Annotated in this window: 16 protein-coding genes; 6 read left to right on the forward strand and 10 right to left on the reverse strand. The window is 44.9% G+C overall.

Going from position 1 to position 21844, the window contains the following annotated elements; all coding sequences use genetic code 11:
- The first annotated feature begins 397 nt into the window (after positions 1 to 397).
- Positions 398 to 2131, forward strand: a complete 1734-nt coding sequence (locus QUA70_RS21665) for a hypothetical protein (protein ID WP_333349755.1) — start codon at positions 398 to 400, stop codon at positions 2129 to 2131.
- Positions 2132 to 2377: 246 nt separating this feature from the next.
- On the opposite strand, the gene QUA70_RS21670 is transcribed toward QUA70_RS21665, so the two are convergent.
- On the reverse strand, positions 2378 to 3115 hold the full coding sequence (locus tag QUA70_RS21670) for a class I SAM-dependent methyltransferase (RefSeq protein WP_333349757.1): 738 nt from the start codon (positions 3113 to 3115) through the stop codon (positions 2378 to 2380).
- A gap of 7 nt (positions 3116 to 3122) precedes the next feature.
- A complete protein-coding gene (locus QUA70_RS21675; RefSeq protein WP_006633481.1) occupies positions 3123 to 3320 on the reverse strand; it encodes a hypothetical protein in 198 nt (65 codons plus the stop codon).
- A gap of 570 nt (positions 3321 to 3890) precedes the next feature.
- Here QUA70_RS21675 and QUA70_RS21680 point away from each other — a divergent pair.
- Complete coding sequence (locus QUA70_RS21680) at positions 3891 to 6434, forward strand: mannose-1-phosphate guanyltransferase (RefSeq protein WP_333349759.1); 2544 nt, start codon at positions 3891 to 3893, stop codon at positions 6432 to 6434.
- Between the two features lie 188 nt (positions 6435 to 6622).
- Positions 6623 to 7180: a single-stranded DNA-binding protein gene (locus QUA70_RS21685; protein ID WP_333334053.1), complete on the forward strand. Its 558-nt coding sequence runs from the start codon at positions 6623 to 6625 to the stop codon at positions 7178 to 7180.
- A gap of 141 nt (positions 7181 to 7321) precedes the next feature.
- Here the strand turns inward: QUA70_RS21685 and QUA70_RS21690 are convergent, their stop codons facing one another.
- The gene (locus QUA70_RS21690) at positions 7322 to 7666 is read right to left on the reverse strand and encodes a hypothetical protein (protein WP_333334051.1); all 345 of its coding nucleotides are present in this window, start codon (positions 7664 to 7666) and stop codon (positions 7322 to 7324) included.
- Positions 7667 to 8087: 421 nt separating this feature from the next.
- Positions 8088 to 8768: a lipoyl(octanoyl) transferase LipB gene (lipB, locus tag QUA70_RS21695; protein WP_333349761.1), complete on the reverse strand. Its 681-nt coding sequence runs from the start codon at positions 8766 to 8768 to the stop codon at positions 8088 to 8090.
- Between the two features lie 151 nt (positions 8769 to 8919).
- Here lipB and hpf point away from each other — a divergent pair, with 151 nt between their 5' ends.
- Complete coding sequence (gene hpf / locus QUA70_RS21700; protein ID WP_333120983.1) at positions 8920 to 9573, forward strand: ribosome hibernation-promoting factor, HPF/YfiA family; 654 nt, start codon at positions 8920 to 8922, stop codon at positions 9571 to 9573.
- Positions 9574 to 9747: 174 nt separating this feature from the next.
- A complete protein-coding gene (locus QUA70_RS21705) occupies positions 9748 to 10386 on the forward strand; it encodes a Uma2 family endonuclease (protein ID WP_333349764.1) in 639 nt (212 codons plus the stop codon).
- Positions 10387 to 10515: 129 nt separating this feature from the next.
- On the opposite strand, the gene QUA70_RS21710 is transcribed toward QUA70_RS21705, so the two are convergent.
- From QUA70_RS21710 to QUA70_RS21720, 3 genes are all read right to left on the reverse strand, one after another.
- Positions 10516 to 10974, reverse strand: a complete 459-nt coding sequence (locus QUA70_RS21710) for a peroxiredoxin (protein WP_333349766.1) — start codon at positions 10972 to 10974, stop codon at positions 10516 to 10518.
- 290 nt (positions 10975 to 11264) lie between these two features.
- Entirely contained in the window at positions 11265 to 12161 is an 897-nt protein-coding gene (locus QUA70_RS21715) for a metal ABC transporter permease (RefSeq protein ID WP_333349768.1), read from the reverse strand.
- 140 nt (positions 12162 to 12301) lie between these two features.
- Complete coding sequence (locus QUA70_RS21720) at positions 12302 to 13111, reverse strand: metal ABC transporter ATP-binding protein (RefSeq protein ID WP_333349770.1); 810 nt, start codon at positions 13109 to 13111, stop codon at positions 12302 to 12304.
- Between the two features lie 102 nt (positions 13112 to 13213).
- Between QUA70_RS21720 and QUA70_RS21725 the strand changes: the two genes are divergently transcribed.
- The gene (locus QUA70_RS21725; RefSeq protein ID WP_445251665.1) at positions 13214 to 14449 is read left to right on the forward strand and encodes a metal ABC transporter substrate-binding protein; all 1236 of its coding nucleotides are present in this window, start codon (positions 13214 to 13216) and stop codon (positions 14447 to 14449) included.
- A gap of 178 nt (positions 14450 to 14627) precedes the next feature.
- Here the strand turns inward: QUA70_RS21725 and QUA70_RS21730 are convergent, their stop codons facing one another.
- Genes QUA70_RS21730 through QUA70_RS21740 form a run of 3 tightly spaced genes read right to left on the reverse strand, consistent with a single transcriptional unit; the run spans position 14628 to position 21601 of the window.
- The gene (locus QUA70_RS21730) at positions 14628 to 18293 is read right to left on the reverse strand and encodes a helicase-related protein (protein WP_333349772.1); all 3666 of its coding nucleotides are present in this window, start codon (positions 18291 to 18293) and stop codon (positions 14628 to 14630) included.
- The gene (locus QUA70_RS21735; RefSeq protein ID WP_333349773.1) at positions 18283 to 21318 is read right to left on the reverse strand and encodes a hypothetical protein; all 3036 of its coding nucleotides are present in this window, start codon (positions 21316 to 21318) and stop codon (positions 18283 to 18285) included. The genes QUA70_RS21730 and QUA70_RS21735 overlap by 11 nt, the downstream gene beginning before the upstream one ends.
- A 13-nt stretch (positions 21319 to 21331) precedes the next feature.
- The gene (locus QUA70_RS21740) at positions 21332 to 21601 is read right to left on the reverse strand and encodes a YciI family protein (protein ID WP_190741349.1); all 270 of its coding nucleotides are present in this window, start codon (positions 21599 to 21601) and stop codon (positions 21332 to 21334) included.
- Between the last annotated feature and the right edge of the window lie 243 nt (positions 21602 to 21844).

The raw sequence follows: 21844 nt of genomic DNA on the forward strand, positions 1-21844 counted from the left end.
TTTCCATCGCCCCAGTCCGGCCCGCCTGACGCTCCGCTCACCATTCTCAACAATAACTGAGAAACCGCGTATAGGATTGGGCAAAAGACATTAGGCAAGAAAAACAATGGTTTGAGCCATTAAGAACGTCCTCACCTTACTGGCGGTTGCTATAACAGCCTGGAACCAAGCAAGAAACCAGGTTTCTACGCTTGAGTGCTTGATGTGAGAGTCGCGAAATCTCCCTAAAAGTCGATCGGGCAATTTCGATACCGACCGTGCTAAAATTTAACCTTTGAATTCCCCAACCGCCACTTTTAAAATCACTCAAAAAAAATATCAATTAATAACTATTAACTTCCAATTCCCAATTATCAATTCTCAATTACCAATTACCAATTCCCCATTCCCCATAGTCATGACTGACTCTTCCTCCCTAGCCAACACCCTTTCCGAACCGCTGCGCCAGCCTTATTGGTGGGCAGCCCTAGCTTCTGTCAGCCTTCACGGAGTGTTCGGAGTAAGTGCCCCGACGCTTTCAAACATAATTTATGGTGGAAATTCCTCAAAAAATATTCCCGGTTCTGTAGGCTTGGTAGAACTAACTCCCGCAGAAGCCGGTCGCCTGCCACAAACCATACCACCGAGGCCGTCTAATACGCCGTTTTCGATCGCACCAGTTCCCCTTCGGCCAGCGCCAAAGTTAGCCCCGCCCTTGCCCCCCGCACCTGATACCATCAACTTGCCCGCCATGCCGCCGGGAATGCCCCCTCCTGGATTCTTTTCCCCTCTGCCTTATTCTCCTCTCCCGCCCTTAACGGCTCCAACAGCCCCGCCACCTCCCAAAACTCCCTCCCCAACAGTCAGAGCCCCCTCCCAGCCAATACCCACTTTCGTCCCACCCGTACCTCCCAGCGGTTTCCTTTTCCCACCCTTACCTGGTAATTTCGATCGCAATATCCCGCCGCCGCCATCGCTGCCAGAACCGCCCCAGCTTCCCGGCGGCGGCTCGGAAGATGAAGCAGAGGCGCTCAAAAAGATCATAGCCAGTAGAGGCGGACTGCCACTATTTCCAGACGGAGCTCCAGTCTTTACCCCAGAATTCCCAATTGCCGGCAGGAATGTGGGACCCGATGGAGTACCAAAATTGACTCAAAAAGATCCCAATAAAAGGAATCTCATCGCAGAAACTCCCGAAGAAAGAATCAGGAGACAACAATTTGAAGAGGGACAGCGACAGCTAGGACAGTCTGGCCAACCGGCTTCAAACTTACCCAGCGACAGAGAGACACAGCTTGCGGCTGCACAGACCTATGTTGCTTTGTTTGATAAATTCAAAAAGGCTTATCCTGACTTGGAAATGACAGGCCCGACTCCTGTGCCTGTCCCTTATCCCGTAACAGCTTGCTCGCAAAAACTCCAAGGAACAGCAGTTTTTGGAGCAGTTGTCAGCCCTCAAGGCTTGCTCAGGGCAGAGCCTCAGTCGATCGTCCCCACGGGTTACGGTATTCTCGATAATGCGGCTAAAATTGCTATTATTAGCCCTTCTCTAACATTTTCTGCAGCCAGCACGCACAAGCTTTACCAACTGGCTGTCGAGTTTAAGTACGACGAAAAAGTTTGTAGTGGCATTCCTCTCACCCCAACCAGGCCCAACCCACCAGCCCAGCAGCAGCCAGCGCCCGCCCCCACAGCGCCCAGCAGACCAACAGGCCAGCCGCCCTCCCCAGCGCCTACAGAAGTGAGACCGCAGTTTGAGAAGCCGCCGGCCCCCTCCACCAAACCGCAGCCAGGGGCCCAACCGTCGCCGCCTGCACCCAAGCCTGCTGCTCAACCGTCGCCCTCGCCTGAACCGAAACCAGCCGCGGAACAGTCACCTTCTCCTCAACCGCAACCGGTCGAAGAGTCCCCGCAGCCCGAAGCTGCGCCATCTCCGGCCGCCGAAGAGTCTCCCCAGCCCGAAGCTGCGCCATCTCCGGCCGCCGAAGAGTCCCCGCAGCCCGAAGCTGCACCATCTCCTGCCCCAGAAGTGTCGCCCTCGCCGGAAGCAGCGCCATCTCCGGCCGCCGAAGTGTCGCCATCTCCTGCCCCGGAAGTGTCGCCGTCACAGTCGCCGGAAGCTGCGCCATCTCCTGCTGCTACCGAAAATTAATTGGGCATCGGTAATTGGCAATCGGATATGGGAATGGGTCATATCCAATCGGCTTGCTTCAATATTGTGAGTTAGTAGTTAGTAGGGTGCATCAGCTTGAATATTTGTTGGTTCTCAAACTAATTTCTACTTGCTGACGTACCCTACTTTATCCACTAAGAATGAAGTTGTTTTTCGTCCGCCCGACCAGGCTGGGGACGCTTGAAGTTTAGACTACAAAGCTAATTACCTATTCCCCTTAACCTCTCAATTGTATTGAACTTTATACATTTGGAATAAGTCGCCGCTTTGCTTTTTTACTACCTTAGCGCCCGCAGCTTTAATCATTTTTTCCCAATCTTCTATTGTCTCTAAAAATACTTCGCCGGCTCGATAAGTTTCCAAAATTGCCCAATCTTCTGCTAAAGGAGCATGGGGGTTGAGGACATCAAAAACAAAATGACCACCCGGTTTTAGTACCCGCTTTACTTCTCCCATGACAATACTCCAATAGTCTATGGGATAGTAACAGCTAAAGCCTGTAGCGAGGCATAAATCGAACTGAGCCTCCTCGTAATTTAACTGGTGAGCAGGAGCCCATTCTACGCCTTTGAACAGCTTAGAATTGAGCTGAGGGCCGCGAGCGTTTAAGGCGTCTCGCGCTGCGCTGCTGATTTCTTGACCGTAAAAATAGGCTTCCCAATCCCGCCAAGGGTAGATGAGAAAGCTGACTCCGCAGCCAATGTCTAAACAGCGCTGATTTTTTTGAGGTTTGGCAATTTTCCAGAAGGGAGAAACTGTTTTTGCTTGGAGAGTTCCTGCAACTGATTCCAGGAAAATCGGCATTGCTTCGACTTCTTCGGGTAAAGCGAAAGCTTCTCCTCGGTATTCGCGATCGAACCGAGAAGCGACTTGCGACAGTAAAACTTGCCAGCTATCTGATTTTCCCTTAGCAAACCAAGTCTGCTCCTGGCCCGCGACTGGGCGATCGGACTTTTTAGACATTCTTGAATTACCTTTTAGAGGCTTTGAGAGCCTTTGTAAAGTTTTGGCGATAGGGCTTATTAAAAATTAACGCGGGCCAGAGCAGCGAGAGCTTCAGGCGATTTGTAAAACTTCTGTCGAAGTTAGTGCGATCGAAACCATTCCAAAATTTCCAAATACCGCCACCGTAAGCGATCAGCAATGCCAAGCTAATTAACGTACTCATTTAAAAAACCCCTAAGCAATGGATAGGATTTTGGGTCAGCTAGTCAAAGCGCTACCCTTAATCTATCATTTATCAGACGCCAAGGCGCACCGATAGCTGTAGTAATTCCACCTTCAGAAAGAGACTTCAAAATCCCCGCTGGCCACAAACTTAAAAATAACACCCCCGAAATAGCTTTCACCGAGCAAGCAAGAAGGGACTTCTGCCAAAAGTCGAGGATTCTGAGGACTTATAAGATTGAAGAATTGAAGAATTAAAGAATTGGGAATGACTGATGACACAAGGGTTTCGAGCACGGGCCTACAGTTGCATTATTTTTTTTAACTGGTATTACCCAACATCCCCTACAAATCCGAGCTCGACCGGGGGATTGGTGCAATGCTGCAAGTTCTAATTCGGTTGAAATCGGTTGCTGTTGGGGGACAGCCTAGCCAAACGGGATTGCCCAGACGTGTGACTACTCGAAGATATTTAAGTAAGAACGGATTGCTGGTCGCCCACGAATTACAGCAGGCAAACTTTTTCTAGCGGACAATGGCGGTAGAGAGCTTTCTAAGCAAGGAGGATTTTATGCGTGCAGTGCTGATGGCTGGGGGGTCGGGAACGAGGCTCAGACCCCTGACGTGCGATTTGCCCAAACCGATGGTGCCGATTCTCAATCGCCCGATCGCAGAACACATTATTAATTTGCTAAAAAGGCATCAGATTACGGAAATTATTGCGACGCTGCACTACCTTCCCGATGTCATGCGCGAATATTTTACTGACGGGGCAGAGTTTGGCGTTCAAATGACTTACGCTGTGGAGGAAGACCAACCGCTGGGTACGGCTGGTTGCGTCAAAAATATTGCTGAACTGCTCGATCGCACTTTTATGGTCATCAGCGGCGACAGCATCACAGACTTCGACTTAACCGCAGCGATCAAATTTCACCGCAGCAAGCAATCCAAAGCCACGTTAATTTTAACTCGCGTTCCCAACCCGATGGAATTCGGGGTCGTGATTACCGAGGAAAATTACCGCATCAGTCGCTTTCTGGAAAAGCCTTCTAGCAGCGAAATTTTCTCCGATACTATCAATACCGGCATTTATATTTTAGAACCCGAGGTCTTGGATTACCTGCCGGCAAATCAGGAGTGCGACTTCTCCAAAGACTTGTTTCCCATGCTACTGGAAAAAAACGAGCCGATGTACGGCTACATCGCCGAGGGTTACTGGTGCGATGTCGGCCAGTTGGATGTTTACCGGGAAGCTCAGTACGACGCGCTGCGGGGAAAGGTCAAACTGGATTTGACCTACTACAACGAAGTTCGATCGGGACTTTGGGTAGGTCAGAATACTTTTATTGACGATAGCGCGATCATCGAAGTACCGGCGATGATCGGCAACAATTGCCGGATTGGAGCCCGAGTTACAATCGATGCCGGTACGGTGCTCGGAGATAACGTGACTGTCGGGGCGGACGCCAACCTCAAACGTCCCATCGTCTGGAACGGAGCAATTGTCGGCGAAGACGCTCATCTTAGGGCCTGCGTGATTTGCCGGAGCACCCGCGTAGACAGGCGTGCTCACGTCCTCGAAGGTGCTGTCGTCGGTTCAATGTCCATCGTGGGAGAAGAAGCACAAGTGGGGCCAAGCGTGCGCGTCTGGCCGAGCAAAAATATTGAATCCGGCGCTCTGTTAAATCAAAATTTAATTTGGGGAGAACAAGCTAAGCGGAATTTGTTCGGTCAGCGTGGCGTTCAAGGACTGGCAAATGTGGATGTTACCCCGGAATTTGCGGTGAAATTGGGCGCGGCTTACGGCTCGACTTTGAAACCCGGAACTTCGGTATCGGTTTCTCGTGACCAGCGGAGCATTTCGCGGATGGTATCGAGGTCTTTGATTGCGGGTTTGATGTCGGTGGGAATAAATGTGATCAATTTGGAATCGACGGCAATTCCGATCGCACGCACGGTTTCGTCTACGCTGTCGATTGCCGGCGGCATTCATGTTCGCATTTCGCCCGATCGCTCCGACCACATTTTAATTGAATTCTTTGATATCAAAGGCATCAATATTACTAAAGGAGCTGAGAAAAAAATCGAGGGGGCTTATTTTAAGGAAGATTTGCGGCGGGCTCTAATTCCCGAAATTGGAGAGATGACGTACTTTAACCAAGCTCTCGAAGTTTACAACCGCATTTTTGAGCGGCAGATGAATGTTGAGGCAATACGCTACAGCAATTCTAAGGTAGTAATCGATTACGTTTACGCGGTTTCTGGAGCAATTTTGCCCCAAATGCTTGCCAAGTTCGGCTGCGATGCGGTAGTGCTCAATGCTAGTCTCAAGCAGACTTCTCTAAGCAACGGGGAACGGGAATATTTGCTCGACCAACTCGGCCGGGTGGTGAAAGCACTCAGCGCTAATTTTGGAGTGCAGGTGTCGGCTAACGGCGAACAGCTCATTTTGGTAGATGAGTCTGGGATAGCGATTCGTGGGGAAATGCTGACGGCGTTGATGGTAAATTTGATGCTGACTTCTCATCCCAAAGGTACAGTAGTAGTGCCGGTGCATGCGTCTTCTGCGGTGGAGGCGATCGCCCGACGCTATCAAAGCAAGGTAATCCGCACGAAGGCGAACCCAACTGCTTTGATGGAAGCCGCTAACAGGAACCCGAATGTGGTTTTGGGCGGTAGCGGCCTTATGGGTTTTATTTTCCCGCAGTTGCATCCCGGATTTGACGGAATGTTCTGCATTGCTAAAGTCATAGAAATGATGACGATTCAGGAGCGATCGCTCGGACAGATCAAGGCGGAACTTCCCCGCATCACCCACCGCAGTTACAGCGTCCGCTGTCCTTGGACTATCAAGGGTTCGCTGATGCGACATTTAGTAGAAACTCATTCGCCCGATCGTTTAGAATTATTAGATGGAGTGAAGATTTTTAACTACAGCGACGACAATTGGGTATTAGTTTTACCCGATGCTAGTGAACCGACGGTTCATATCTTCGCCAACAGTGAGGATCGAGATTGGGTATCTGAAACGTTGAAGGAGTACCGCGCCCTCGTTCACGATTTTGTCAGTCAAGCCGAGGCGGCGGTTCTCCAAGATAAATTTGGTAACGGGTAATCGGTAATTGGCGACAACTAATAGCCAATAGTGCAGAAAAATCAGTAATTACCAATTACAAATTTGCAATTTGCAATTCCCAAAAGCAAGACGCACAAGTCATCGGTACACCGATAGCTACTTTTTCCTTCTTCCTTCTTCTTTCTTCTTTCTTCTACATCCAATTCCCAATTACGCACAGATAACAGATGAATAGCTGCATTTTGATGGCGGAAATAATTCAACAACCGCAACTCCGTTATACTCCTGACAATCAACTTCAAATCGCTGAGATGTTGGTGCAGTTTCCCGGCCCAAAACCAGAAGATCCGCCCGAACATTTGAAAGTGATAGGATGGGGAAATTTTGCTCAAGAAATTCACGAGAAATATCACGAGGGCGATCGCGTGATTATTGAGGGACGGCTGAGCATGAATACGATCGAAAGAGATGGTATTAAAGAAAAGCGCGCTGAACTGACAGCTCAAAGGATTTACAGTGTCGGGGCTGATGCAATGAGTTCGGCTCCCGCAGCTAGAACCGCCCCGGAACCGGCTCAAATTCGCGACACCGCCCCGGCTAATGTGCCGAGCAATGTAGTACCTTTAGGCTCGCGGAACCGCAGTTCTAACAGCGCTCCAAGCGGCTCTAACCGCACATCTAGTTCGGATTGGAACTCGCATCAGTCTTCAAATTCTGAGTCCGATCGCCAGTCGGGTTCCTCTAACGAACCGGAAAATCCCGATTACGATCCGATTCCATTTTAAAAATTAGGGTGCATCACTTTACGAGCGATCGCAAAACTTCGCCGTTCGATCGAAAGTGACGCACCTTAATTTAAGAGCGATCGCACTTCCGGAAAAAAAGGGCGAGCGAATTTGGCTGAACTACGAGCTAAATTGCAAATTTTACAGCTCGATCGTCACAACTTTTTTCTTGCTTTTTTCGTCGCGCAGCACGACTGTATTGTAGGGTGATGTATCCGTCCCCATCGGAATTGGCAGCTTAAAGCTACCGCTCTTATGCTTAAGTTCGCCTAAATCAATGCTTTTCGTTATATTGCCATCTGTTGCCAGATAAGCGGTAAGTTCGCCTTTATAATCTTCAATCAAAAAGTCTCTGAAGAAAACGACTTCCCCAGCCTCGACATCGATAGCAAGGATGACCGTACCGCTAAACGTTGCGCCTTTTTCTTCTTCATGAACCGTCGCCATTTTAATTTCCGAGGGGTCTTGACCAGACATATCTGCCATAAATTTTTTCTCCTGAGCGCAGCGCAATAATTAACAAGAATCTTACCTGACTCTAGGGGCGATCGCAAAACTCTTAGGACGTATTTCTGCATCGGTCTTGCTTCTCTCTAAGGTTAGAGAAGCTCGCGATCGCCCATTATACCACCAATTATCTCAATTCTTGAGTCAGTAAGTACAGACCGTTAAAATTATCTCTATAATACCCTCAAGTCTCGCAAACACCGCCGCCTTAATTCGATGCGATATTTAGCATCCTTAGTATGGAGTTTTTAAGTGATTGGGTGGAGAATTAAGCCTGATGTTTTTGATAATTTAAGAGCGATCGCACTTCACTCAAGAAAGGGCGATCGCCCGGAAAAATTATTATTTCCAGTAACGGGCTAAAATCCGCATTACTTCACCTGCGATCGGGGGACGCACCCTACACACTCGATCGCACTATTTCCACTCCAAAAACTTCTGCAAATTCAGCCGCCACGATCGCCCTAACTCGATCGACCTCAATTCCGGGGATAAACTGCTCTAAACTCCCAACAGGTCGATCGGGAATCCCGCAAGGTACAATTTGCCCAAAACCTGCGAGATCCGGACAAACATTTAAGGCAAAACCGTGCATCGTAATCCAGCGGCTGACTTTAATGCCGATCGCACCTACCTTGCACCCATCCACCCAAACTCCAGTCATACCGGGAACCCGCGAACCCTTCAACCCGCAAACTTCCAGCACCCTCAGCAGCACTTCCTCCAACTGCCGCAAATACCAGTGCAAATCTTGCTGGTGACGGCGCAAATTTAAAATCGGATAGCCCACCAATTGGCCCGGACAGTGGTAAGTCACCTCGCCGCCCCGCTCAATTCGGTGCAGTTCCGGCTGAGTTTGGCTTTGGTCAAATTTCAGAAATTCCAGCTTTGCTCCCAGTCCCAAAGTGTAAACCGGCGGATGTTCCAGCAAAATCAGGACATCTGGCAAATCAGGTTTGTCGCGGCGCTCTTGCACGAGTTTTTGCTGGATTTCCCAAGCTTGGGAGTAGGGAACAAGTCCCCAATCGAGGAGCAAGCAGGGTTGTGCATTTAGCTGTTGAGGGGTGAGAGGGGAAATCATGCAAAAAATCAATAGTGTTTTGACGGAATATTGGCGCAATTTAAATCAAGAATTGTCAACATATAATAAAAGATTTGGAAGATAAGTGTTTTCCAGAATACATAGTGCTACTGTATAAAATATACCCACGTTACAGAAGGGAGGGAGCTCTATGAAGCTTGTTATCCAGGGTAAGAATATAGAAATCACCGATGCGATTCGCGAGTACGTCAATCAAAAGGTGGAAAAGGCAGTTAGCCATTTTCAAACTTTGACTACGGAAGTGGACATACATCTATCGGTGGCTCGTAACCCCAGGATCAATCCTAAGCAGACTGCTGAGGTGACAATTTATGCTAACGGCAGCGTGATTCGGGCTGAGGAAAGCACGGAAAGCCTGTATGCCAGCATCGATTTGGTTGCCGACAAGATAGCTCGTCAACTGCGGAAATTTAAGGAAAAACGCCACGACAACAAGACCCAAAGTAGTGCCAAAACGGTTACGGTAGTTGATGAACATCCTGTAGTAGCGGATCTGATTGGCGATCGAACTCCCGAACTTCCTGCTGAGGTGGTGCGGACTAAGTATTTTGCCATGCCTCCAATGACTGTGCAAGAAGCTTTGGAACAATTGCAGATTATCGATCACGATTTCTATATGTTCCGTAATGCGGAAACAGGCGAAATTAACGTACTCTACGAACGCAAGAGTCACAGCGGCTATGGAGTTATCCAACCCCGCCACAGCAACGGTAACGGTAATAGCAAAAATGGCAAAACTGCCGAAAGCGCTACATCTGAAAAATCGAGTGTTGCAAAAAGCTAGATAATTGCTGAGTGCTAATTGTTAATGGCTGCAAGCCGTTAGCAAAAAAGGACTAAAGTCCTTACTACGAACCACGAGTTTTTAGTAAGGACTTTAGTCCTTTCTGGTTTTTTAAGATAATGATTCGTAGTCAGGACTTGGGCGATATTTCCTAGAGAAAATGGAGGAACAATTATGCTATTGGAGTTAAGACAATTGAAGATTCAGCCGGGTCAGCAATTACTGGTTGAGGATGTTAACTGGCAACAATTTGAAAGTATTTTGGCGGAATTAGGAGAACGTCGTGCTTCCCGACTGTCCTATAGTAACGGACGGTTAGAAATTATGGTTCCTCTGCCCGAACATGAAAAAGCCAAAGAAATTATTGGCGACATGGTAAAAATTTTGTTGGAAACACGACAAATAGCATTTGAGTCGTTAGGTTCGACAACGTTGAAAAATGAAAGCATGAGTCAGGCTGTCGAACCGGATACCTGTTTTTACATTCAAAATCAAGCAGCCGTTATCGGTAAAAATCGCCTCGATATGAGTGTTGATCCACCCCCAGACTTAGCTATAGAAATTGATCTTACTTCTCGCACGCAGTTGGATAATTATCAAATTCTAGGAGTGCCGGAACTTTGGCGATACGCAAGGCGAGGGCTACAAATCAACGTCTTGCAAACCGAACAATATATTGAGTCTGATGTTAGTCCCACTTTCCCCAATATCCCGATTGTCGAACTGGTGAATCAGTACACTCAGCAGAGTCAACTTGGTGGTAGAACCCACGCTATTCAAGCTTTTAAAAATTGGGTACGGGAAAACCTCTAGTCTTAGAATTTCCGTTCTCACTAAAAACCCTTAGTTGGCAGTCAGGAATTTAGTTTTTTCTGGTTTTTTAGACAATGAGGGATGAGGACTTTCGTCCTCACTACCAACAATATATTTAAGCAAATCCATCTAACTTTTGATGGTTTCTAAAGTTTTGAGTGCTTCTGCAACGTGTGCTTTGAAGTCTAACATCGAGTCAAAAATATGCTTGACAACGCCTTCTTTGTCAATGACATAAGTTACTCTACCGGGCATAATCCACAGTGTAGCTGGAACTCCGTATAATTGCCGAACTTTATTCCCCGTATCGCTCAACAAAGTAAAAGGTAACTGATATTTGGCAGAAAATTGCTGGTGAGACTGCTGCGAATCTTCGCTAATTCCGATAACTTCTGCACCTGCGTCTTTGAAAACTTCATAACTATCTCGAAAAGCGCAAGCTTGGGTCGTGCATCCGGGTGTGTCGTCCTTGGGGTAAAAGTAGACTATGACGTTTTTTTTACCTTTAAAATCTTGGAGGCTGACTGATGTACCAGTTTGAGATGGTAAGGTAAAATCGGGTGCGGTGTCTCCTACTTTGACTGTCATGTTTTTTTAACTTAGTAGATGTGTTTGCGGGAAATTTTAACTTTTGTTATTGTACAGTTTTTTGTGACCAATAGTTCGTAGTTGCGATCGCCAGATTCGGTATCATCCCATTTTTGCTTTCTCGCAATCCTAAAAAAAACCGTTTTTACCAAATCTCGATGCAGCCGACGATTCGCAGTTACGCGGATTAATTCGAGAGGCTTTTTTGAACCGCACATCCACGGCGATTAACGCAGATTCTTATTAACAAGGGGAGGGGCGGCGCTGAAGCCTTACTACAAAGTTAATAGTTATCGGCCTTTAGTTAAATTTTTTAATTCCCGCCATATTGGAGGAATTTGACCGGAGTGTGTGCGGGGCTGGGTGAGGATTCCTTGAGTGGGACTGAACAGCAATGATAGCACAAATAACCCCGATGCAACTAAAACTATTGCGGGCCCGGATGGCAAGTTATAAAAGTAGCTGAGATACATTCCGCTAATGCTGGAAATAACTCCGATTATTGCGCCTAAAATCATTACTTGGTGCAGGCGAGTGACTAGGAGATAGGCGGTACTTGCAGGTGTAATTAATAGGGACAAGACTAGCACTACGCCAACGGCTTTGAGGCTGGCAACTATTGTGAGGGCGATTAGTACCATCAGTCCGAAGTTGAGCAGGTTTACTGGCAAACCTGTTGCTTGTGCTCCTAATGGATCGAATGTGTAAAATAGCAATTCTTTGTAAAACAATACTACAACTAATAAGACTACGGCGACAATGACGGCTGTGTCGATCGCATCTTGGGGGGTAACGCCGAGGATGTTGCCGAAAAGAAAGTGGTTGAGGTCGATTTTGTTGTCTTTTTGGACGATCGTAATTAGGGTGATGCCGAGGGCGAAGAATGCCGAAAATACGATGCCCATTGCCGCGTCTTCTTTGATTGTCGATCGAGCTTTGATCCAAGCTATGATTACTGTACTCAAAACTCCGGCAATGAACGCGCCGAGAAAAATGTTTGCTCCGAGGATAAATGCGATCGCCAATCCGGGCAAAACCGAGTGGCTGATGGCGTCTCCGAGCAAGGCCAGCCGCTGTACCATTAGGTAGCTGCCGACGATCGCGCAGACGATGCCGACGAGAATGGCAATTACGAGCGATCGCTGCATGAATCCATACTGCAACGGCTCAATTAAGGTTTGTATCATAAAATTATAAAATCACAGCTAACTAATGACTAACCACCAAAGCAACCCGCTTTGATTCGAGATTTATCGTTGCCCAACCCAAGATTATCAAATAAACCGCGTTCAAGAGTGTAAATCATAGACTAATGAGGGCTGGGTAATTAAGCTGCTTGTCCGGCAAAGAACATTACTTGTCCGCCGTAGGCGCGGTAAAGGTTTTCTTGGGTTAGCACTTCTTGGCGGGAACCAGCGGCAATCACTTCTGTATTTAACAAAATTAAATCGTCAAAATTGGTGATTGATTCGCCTAAGTCGTGGTTGACTACTAAGACGATTTTTCCGGCATCTGCTAGCTGGTGGAAGATGTCAAAAATGATATTCTGAGTTTTTTGGTCAACGCCGACAAACGGCTCGTCAAAGCAGAAAATAGCGGCTTCTTGGGCTAATGCTCTAGCTAGAAATACTCGCTGTTGCTGTCCGCCGGAAAGTTGTCCGATCGGTCTGTCTTTGTAAGCACTCATGCCTACTCTTTCTAAGGCATCGGCAGCGGTGCGGCGGCTAGCTGCCGAGAAGCGGCGAAACCATCCGGCTTTTCTGACTCTTCCCATCATCACGACATCCCAAACGGTGGCGGGATAGTTCCAGTCAATTTGCGATCGCTGGGGCACGTAGGCTACTGTTTCGAGTCGATCGGCGATCGCTTCTTCGCCCCAGGTAACAGTGCCGCGAGCCGCAGGAATTAAGCCCAACATTGCTTTGATTAGCGTGCTTTTGCCGGCACCGTTGGGGCCAATAATACCCGTCAGCTTTCCGGGTTTGACGGAAAGATTGATATCTCTGAGTGCCTCTACCGTGCGGTAGTTTACTGCTAAGTGCTTAACAGTGATAATTTCAGTGTCGGTAGCGCTGTCTTTGAGGTGGCAAACCATTTGAGACCAAGGATTCTCGTTGGGGAAGGCGGCGGTATTCATTGCGGTGACTCTATCTCCTTTTTATTAAGTTTACTGTAAAAATGAAAAGAATATGAAATCATCGGTAAATAGGAATAATCGGGAACGCAGGAGAGGTAGATAATGCGACAGTCCAAGCTGGAAACCGCTCAAACCATAGGTTTTGTGGCAAAAATGTCAAGTAGGTTAAAACTTATATCTTCCACCATTCTCAATGAGCGCGATCGGGGCGGGCGAATAGCCCACCCCACCAGAATATTGAATAATTGTGGAACAGGCATCTTGCCTGTGGTGGAGAAGAGTGAAAAATGTGAGTTAAAACCGACAGCCATTGTGAAGCAATCCTATAAAGGGGAGTTTAGCCGTGAGTCGGGGATTGAAACCGCCGCCCCTGGATTGGACAAATCCAAGGTATTTTTGATCGGAACTATTGCCTGTGGCATTTTGACTGTGGGTTTATTTAGTTGCGCTCAAACCCAGAGCGATCGCCTCTCTCCAGAGGCAGATGCTAAACCCAAGGTAGTTGCTACCAGCACAATTATTGAGGATTTGACCGATCGAGTAGCGGGCGGCGAAGTTCAGTTAACAGGAATTTTGCAGCCGGGAACCGATCCTCACGTTTACGAACCGGTGCCAAAAGATTCTCAAGCTTTAGAAGAAGCTAACTTAATTTTGTATAACGGTTACAATTTGGAACCGGGATTAATTAGGATGATGAATGCCGCCGGAATTAAGGCGCGGAAATTAGCAGTGGGGGAAGTTGTCAAGCCTTTGCTATTGAATAAAGAAGGCAATACCGTACCCGATCCGCACGTTTGGGGAAATGTGGAAAATGCCGTTCAAATGGTGGAAGCAATTCGGGATGGGCTAATCGAACTGTCGCCGGAAGATCGGGAGAAGTTTACGCAGAATGCTGTGAAACTTACTGAAGAGTTAAAACGTTTGGATAGTTGGATCGAACAAGAGATTAAAACAATCCCCGAAAATAAGCGCGAATTAGTAACAACTCACGATGCTTTTCAATATTACAGCCGCGCCTACGGATTGGGAAGTGCGGGCAGTTTGATCGGGATTAGTACGGAGGAACAGCCCAGCGCTCAAACCGTGCAAAAGTTAGTAGAATCGGTGAAAGCTGCGGGAGTTCCTGCTATTTTTGCCGAGACTACTATTAACCCGCAACTGATTAGAACAGTGGCGGAGGAAGCGGGGGTGAAATTGGCGGCGCAGCAACTTTATTCGGATTCGATTGGGGCGGCAGGAAGCGAGGGCGATTCTTATGTGAAAATGATGTCGGCTAATACTCGCACCATCGTCGAAGCTTTGGGGGGGAAATACACGCCGTTTGAAGTTAGCAAGTAGCAAGTATGGTGCGTCAAAAAAGTTTTATTTTCTGTGCGGATAGGGTGACAGCTAACTGATAGCAGTTTCAAACAAGAATGCAACTGTAGGTAAACTCCAAACCCCGATAGTCATCCTTGATTCCCAATCTAAAATCTAAAATCTAAAATCTAAAATTGTATGACGCACCCTACAAGTTTCAGTTTACCTGCTTCGACAAAATTAAATTCAGCACGTTCAACTCGTTGGAACTTAAAAGATATTTATCTGTAAAAATCTTTTCTCTACTTTGCTCTAAACTGTAGCTTCTAAACACAATAAATGGAAAGTCTTGATACTTGTGCCCGATCGGCATTACACTATCTACAGGGTAGATCGATCGCACGTAAGCCGACAAAATATCCCGAAACCGCCTGTCTTCCGGTTCTTCCAGCTTACTGTCAGCAAAATACTCCTGCATTTCCTCAGCGCTGACAAAAGCAAACAGCGGTATGGCATAATAGCGATCGAACTGCTGACTCTGCTCTTCAAAATACTGAGTTTTCTGCACATCGCTGTTGAGAAATTGCAAAAGCTCGATCGCACCTCCTCTAATTGCCGATCGTACATTCTCCGGGGACGAATCGCTATCCCTAATTAGACGCATTTTGTGCAGCAACTTCTTCTCTAGACATTCCTTGATTTCCCGATGCAGCGACATCTGGTATGTTTCTACCAAATTTTGCTTAGCTAGAGGTACGAGCAACAAACTACCGCAAACATGACCGAGCTCTAAATTATCATAGCTCAACAAACCATCAAGAGGATTGCACTTCTCCAAAAATTTACGATTAAAATCGTCCCGCATTTCGAGGTAAGAATCGCCCTTTTGACGAGAATTATCAGAATTTTTCAAAACAAACTCCCCGCGACTCAAAAGCTGTTCCAGGCTCGTATAAACCTCCTTAAACAACATATTTCCTCGCTGGCTCTCGCTCTTTAATGTCTTAATTAGAGCCGCCATTTTGCTGCTAAAAGTATCCCCTACTGCGGAAACCGACTTACCGCCAATCGGAATCATCAAAAACTTTTCCCTACCTAAATAACCGTATCCTAAAATTCGCGTCATCACCGCCGTCTTCAGAATTAGCAGTAAATTCAACAAACTCAATTTGCTTTCTTGCAGGGAAAGTTCCGCATCATCTGCATAGTAAACCGCTGTATCAGATAGGTAAAAAACTAATTCTTTGTCTTCACCATCCAGGGTATTACCATCATCATCTTCCCCCCGCCCCCGATAAATCACCTGAATCACCTCCATTATATTTTTCTCAATCTGAAAGCGGGGAATATCCACTAAAATATGTTTAGTTTTCGGAAAAGAAAGTCCACGACTTCCCGATGCAGTCATAAAAATTACTTTAGCTGTATTTTTGTATTCCTGTATTTTTTCTTTCTCCTCTTCCGAGATATTCGCGTGGACTTCCAGATAATCGGTATAGCGATTAAATTCTCGCTCATTTTGGATTTTATCAATCAACTCCGCCAATCTTCGCTTATCCTGAATGTAGACGATAATTTGTTCAACTCCCGGTATTTCTAACCGCTGATTGATATCCTTAATTATTTCAGACTGTACTGATTTAACTAAATCATTCTTGGGATTTAAAGCAGTATCTTCAGTAAACTTGACAGCTTCTACAAATACCTTATAAGTTATCTCTAAACTGCTAGCGGGATAGGAATTTGTATTTATAACTTTAGCAGGTAACAGTCTAAAATCAAAAGGGATAACTTCCAAAGCCGGGATTTCTTCAGATTTTTTTGGTAGCTTTTTAAAATAGATTTTATCCGGTTCCGGCGAGGTATCATCGAGGTGTTGTTTAATTACATCCGGGTCAACAATCGAAGCATCGGCTACAATAATTTTAGTATTAAAACCGTGTTTTGGGTTGTGCAACTCATATTTGTTAAGCAGCCTACCAATTCCATGCAGAAACTCAACACCGCCGTCATCTCCCGTAATTTCATCTATCATAATGAAAATGTGTTTGATGCGACTGGAGATTTCCTGCATTTTAGGATAAATGACTTCTTTGTTCCGCTTATTGTAAGCATCCTGAAATATTTTTTCTAAATGCTGGAGAGTATTTTTTCCTGTTTCTGTTACCTTCAAAGACTGAATAGAAACGGTAGCCACGATATTGTTTGATGTCTTGCAATTAATAAGCGAATATATTCCCTCACAAACGCTATTTAGCACCCCATTCGTTTTACCACTTGTAGGTTTAATTACCGTTTCTCCCTTCCTTTCAAGTTGAGGCTGGTGATATTCCTTCCGCTGCATTTCTGCGCTGTCGTTGATGAAGTGGACAGTTTTTTGTTGGAAATTTCCGTGATAGTTATTCGCTGCGTAGTTGACGGTACATTTTCCAGAATGGCTTTTGATGATATCGGAGTTTGTGTTGATGCAAAATAATCTGTTGTCGCACAACAAACCAGTCTTTTTATCTCGGAATTTTTCGATGATATCTAAGTTAACTTGCTTGCGGGGACTGACATAAAAGAACAAGAAGCCGTCGTTTATATGGTTTTTGAGGAAATTTGCGATCGCAGTTGTTTTCCCAATTCCCGGATTCCCAGTCAAAAACACGTAAGTTTCGTCAGATTCCAGCGCTTTGACAATTAATTGAGCGTGAGCATTTCTCAGGTGCAATCCGCGATCGATTTGCAAATCATCTGCCAATTTATCTGATATAATATCAATGGAATTGACAAAGTTATCGATCCGCTCTGTATTACGTACAGGTGTAGAACTTTTGCCAAGTGTTAACAAATCGCTGACAAATTTTTTGCCATTCTGAAAACTGCGAGCCGCGTTGAGTTGGATCGCATCTAAAACTTCGGCGCGAGCATCGTTAATCTGTTTATCTTTCGCTTCCTGCTGGTAGATTTTGGCACAATTCGCCAAGATGTCTATTTTATCACTGCGGAGGGAAATTGCGCTGATTGTGCGATCGCTATAACCGACAACATTCAACAAAACCTCAGCATCATGAGGAATAATACCAGTTGTTTGCAGAAAACCGTAGAAGCTGTGAGCGTAGCTACCCGCCTGAATCAACTTAGCGCTTTCCTTATCCTTATACTTAAAAGCCGTAAAATAGCGTTTTAAATCCTCCGAGAAATCAACACCTAAAGTGCTAGTATCGATTCGCAGATTAGAAAAAACACTTTTCGATCGCAAATAGCTAATTTCTCTGAGCAAAGACTTCCGCATCACCTCTATTTCGTTGAGATTCTCGACTTTTTCCGAAGCCAACGGAGGAGTAAACACAGACAAATCAACGCACAGAATTCTAAAATCCTTACCATTTTGCAACAAAATCAGGGTATCAGCTTGCAAAAACTCGCCTTTTTTCTTGTAGCGGCGGATGTAGGAGTTAATCTCATCGTCTGAGAAATTTGGTGGCGCTGTTTCAAACTGAGATAATACCTTCTTAAACGCTTTAAAAACTTCTGTCTCATCGTCATTCTGGGTTCTAATACTGTTAGCACAACTCAAACTGCACTGAAAATACAAGATTTGCGATAACCTTAAAGTCCAGCCCGTAGATGTGAGGTACTCCCGGAAGAAATTCCACCCACCAATAAAGCCTTTTTGGACAAAAAATAGACTCCACTTCTCAACAATTTTAGCATCCAAACTACCGAGGAGATTAGCTTCCCTAGTTATTTCCGCCATCATCTTTGGCAATTCTAGTTTCTGCAAATCGAGACGGTAGGAATCTCCGAAATTGTGAGCTATATTTTCACGCTGAATATAGGCCAGAATCCCAATATTAAATCCCACCTCAAACAGCCGTCCAAAATCTTCACCAATCATGATTAATACCTCCGTCATCCACATTCAAGACTTCTCTTACCTTATTCAAAAATGCCAGGGAATTAAAATCCGCACTACCGCCAGCATGACTAAATACAGACAAAGCACCCACCGATTCATCACCAATAATCCGCTCGTAGGGGTCAAGTTTTAAACTAATATGGTGACTAGCTTCGTACCGAGAAAAGTGGAATATTGTTAAATAGTGCAGTATAGTATCTTTAATTGCACCATCATAAATTAAGCCTTGGTGAATATCTTGGTCATCCAAAATACCTTCGTATATATGCAACAGCGTCGAGTAGGAAATCACGCCATTATAAAAGTTCTTTTCCTGCTTGACTTTAATTCCGTTAAACAAGTTGAAAAACATCACCGCTTGCTGACTGGTATCTGCAAACAAGCTTTCAAGCTCCATTGCATCCTGAATGTAAAAGGATTTTCCCTTATCGCCTAGGAAACTACGGACATAGTATTTGTCAAAGAATATCGGATAAATTTTGATATCTCGGCGCTCTCCTTTCAAAGTTCGGAGCAATTTTTTTGACATGAAAGACAATTCCTCATCTTCCTCAGTCTTGGTAATATGCAGCCTACTCATGTAAGGTGCTTGGGAAATATATGCGAAATTCCGATATCCTTGCTGATAAAGCTGGCTCATGACATCTTCAAGGATTAACGGCTCAGAATAAAGACGGCTGACACTGTAATTCTCGGAAAGTGTTTTCAGCATTTCAACTTGAATTGTGCTATCGTCTAGGCGATTGATTCCCACAACTTCTCCTATTAAACTAGCTTGTCTTTGGAAGCGGTTTTGATTACCTTTTTTCGCATCACTATCTCGACTGGAAACGACAATAATTGCTAACTTGTCCAACTCTGGAGCTAGCTGTACATTGCTAAACTTAAATTTTTTCGGTATAATTGAATACATTGAACTCAAACCGTTCCGAATTGTGTAACCATTGGGCTGTTTTTTAATGCGAAACCCTTGAGAAGTTGAGCGTTGTTTTTCACTCAAAATATGAGACAATGTTTTGGAAAGATTGGCCATAAATTTTTCTGACGGCGAAGGGTTTTTGTCGTCGCCTTCATGAAGTCTTACCATCGGAATAAATAAGTTGTCCGCAGTATTTTCAAGCAATATCCTCAGACAGATATAGGACAGCAGCAGCATGGTAAACTTATACACAAAAATGGCCGCAGGTTGTAAACCTTTATTACCGCTATCTAGTCGTCTATCGTCATAGGGAAACACAACTAATTTTGTCTGAAAATGTTTTTCGTAGATGGCTCTAGAGCGATCGGCTTTAGGTGCAGAAAGTACAGGCAAAACATCGACATCTTTGATATTGTATTCCATGCTGAAATTTTGGCGTTCATCAGTAGGAAAATAGCGGACATCTTCTATGGTGATATTGACTGGTAGCTGACAAATAGATCTTTCATCGACACTAGGATCTTTGACGGTAATATAATGGAGCGTTTGCTTGTAATTTCGCTCCATAATTTCATTAAAAAATTTACCAGTAGTCAAAATATTGTCAATATCCTCTACTAGACCCATTTTGAGGTTTACGTGTCGCGTTTCTGTTCGGCTTGGCAAAGTTGTCTGCCGCTCCAGAAAGCCTTTCAGCATTTTTTTAAGATGCGTGATTTTGTGCTTTATATTAAACTGATTAAATCCTTTAAGAAAGTTGCGAAATAGCTCTCTTTTTGCCTCATCATCAGAACCTTGTAGGACTGGCAATACTCTTTGCTCAAATATGGCGATCGGCTGATAATTAAACTCAGATTCAGGGTCGTAATTTTTTGCTAGTGGATTGCTGCGGGAAGCAAACACAAAATAGTATAGTAATGCTATTTTAAATACCTTGCGGACGAAGGTTTCGCTATTAACATCTTCGGCAAATTCTGCTTGATGTTCTTCACTGTCTGGATTTAGCAGATTTAGATAATATTCAAATACATCTTTTCCACCGCGCGCTTGAACTGAGTTATCAAATTTGACTTTGAGTCCAAAAATAAACTTACGTTCGTTACGAGCATTGTCGGTACTTTCTCCCAAATAACCTTCTACAATGGGAATAATTGGCAGAAAATCTAAGGCTTCCGCTCTCGCAAATATCTCTCTGTAATTAACTCGAATACCAGCATAATTAACCTCGTGATCGCCATCAGATTTATTGGGATCGTTAATATAATCTTCTATCAATCTGAGGCGGCGAATCAAGTCTTGTAAGTAGATGATTCCTACAGTATCTGTACTGCTAGCGCGAATGTGTTCTAGGAGATAGTCCAAATAAATAATCTTAGCTTCTTTGTTAATTTTCCCCAGAGTTTCTTTATCTACCACTCGGATTAATTTGTGAAAATTAGAGTCTGGATTTTCAACCATCTCATCAAGACGATGCTTAAGTTGTTGTTTATCATCGTTAGTCTCGGCATTTTCATTAATATAGTTTTCCAAACCTTTTTTTAGTTGTTGTTCAAAAATATCAGTATTTCGGACAGCAATGGTCAATTTATGCAGTTTTAAAGTCGCATGGCTGCCCGAATCAAGACGTTGCAAAGTTAGCTTTTCTTTTTCTAAATCAGTGTGGCATTTGCCAAAATCGTATTTGAAGCCTAACTCTTGGCCGTTTCCCCGAAAAGAGGGTGAATCTAAAGGACTAATCAAAGTAGCGACAAAGCTTTCAATAGAAGTATTTTGTGGCAATTTAGATTCTAAGTGCTGCTGCAAACACTGTTGAATCTGCCTGACTAGACTGCCAAAATGCTCCTCAATTTCCGGCGGAAAATTAACACTAGCAGAATCTGCTTGACGTTCAAAAGAACCCAAGGGTTTCCGCACTTGAATTTTGGAAACATCCGCAGCAATATCATCAATATCGATGAGCATACGGATGTTGTCGTCGGATAATTTAAATGGGTTTTTAGTCTGTAAAACTTCTAAAATTTTGTCCAGCAAATCGCCATAGTCAACTGGAACTAAATCGCTGTCATCCAATCTTAAGATGTTCACCCTGTTAACCCCTTCAAAAAGCTTGAATCCACTCTTTCACATCGTACTCAGTCCAAACCCCATTTACCCAATAAGGATCGGCTTCCACCAATTGTCGCACGGCCGCCTCATCTTCCGCTTCGTAAATTGCAAAAACTTTAGTTAAGTCTTTTGTTGGCCCGATCGTACTTAACACACCCGATTCCTTCTGCTTAGCCAATCCGGCTAAATGAGCGTCTCGAAACGGAGCGCGTTTTTCTAGAACGTCTTCGCAGTAGCTTCCCCACATCACATATTTAGTCACGGTTTTGAGCCTTAGATGAATTTGTTTAAAAGTTATTGTACAATAAGAGTAACAGGATTTAACGAATATTTTAACGATAAGATTAATGAACCGCAGAGGGCGCAGAGGGCGCAGAGGAAGAGGGGAAAGAGAGATGATTGTTAGATAGGAGAAGATGGCTATGACTTTATTAGACCTCTTGCAAAAAAAATCTATGCTATAATAGAAGGTTTTCAATTTAATCCCCCTAGAGCTAACTCATAA

Source organism: Microcoleus sp. LAD1_D5 (genome assembly GCF_036702115.1).
Classification (GTDB): Bacteria; Cyanobacteriota; Cyanobacteriia; order Cyanobacteriales; family Microcoleaceae; genus Microcoleus.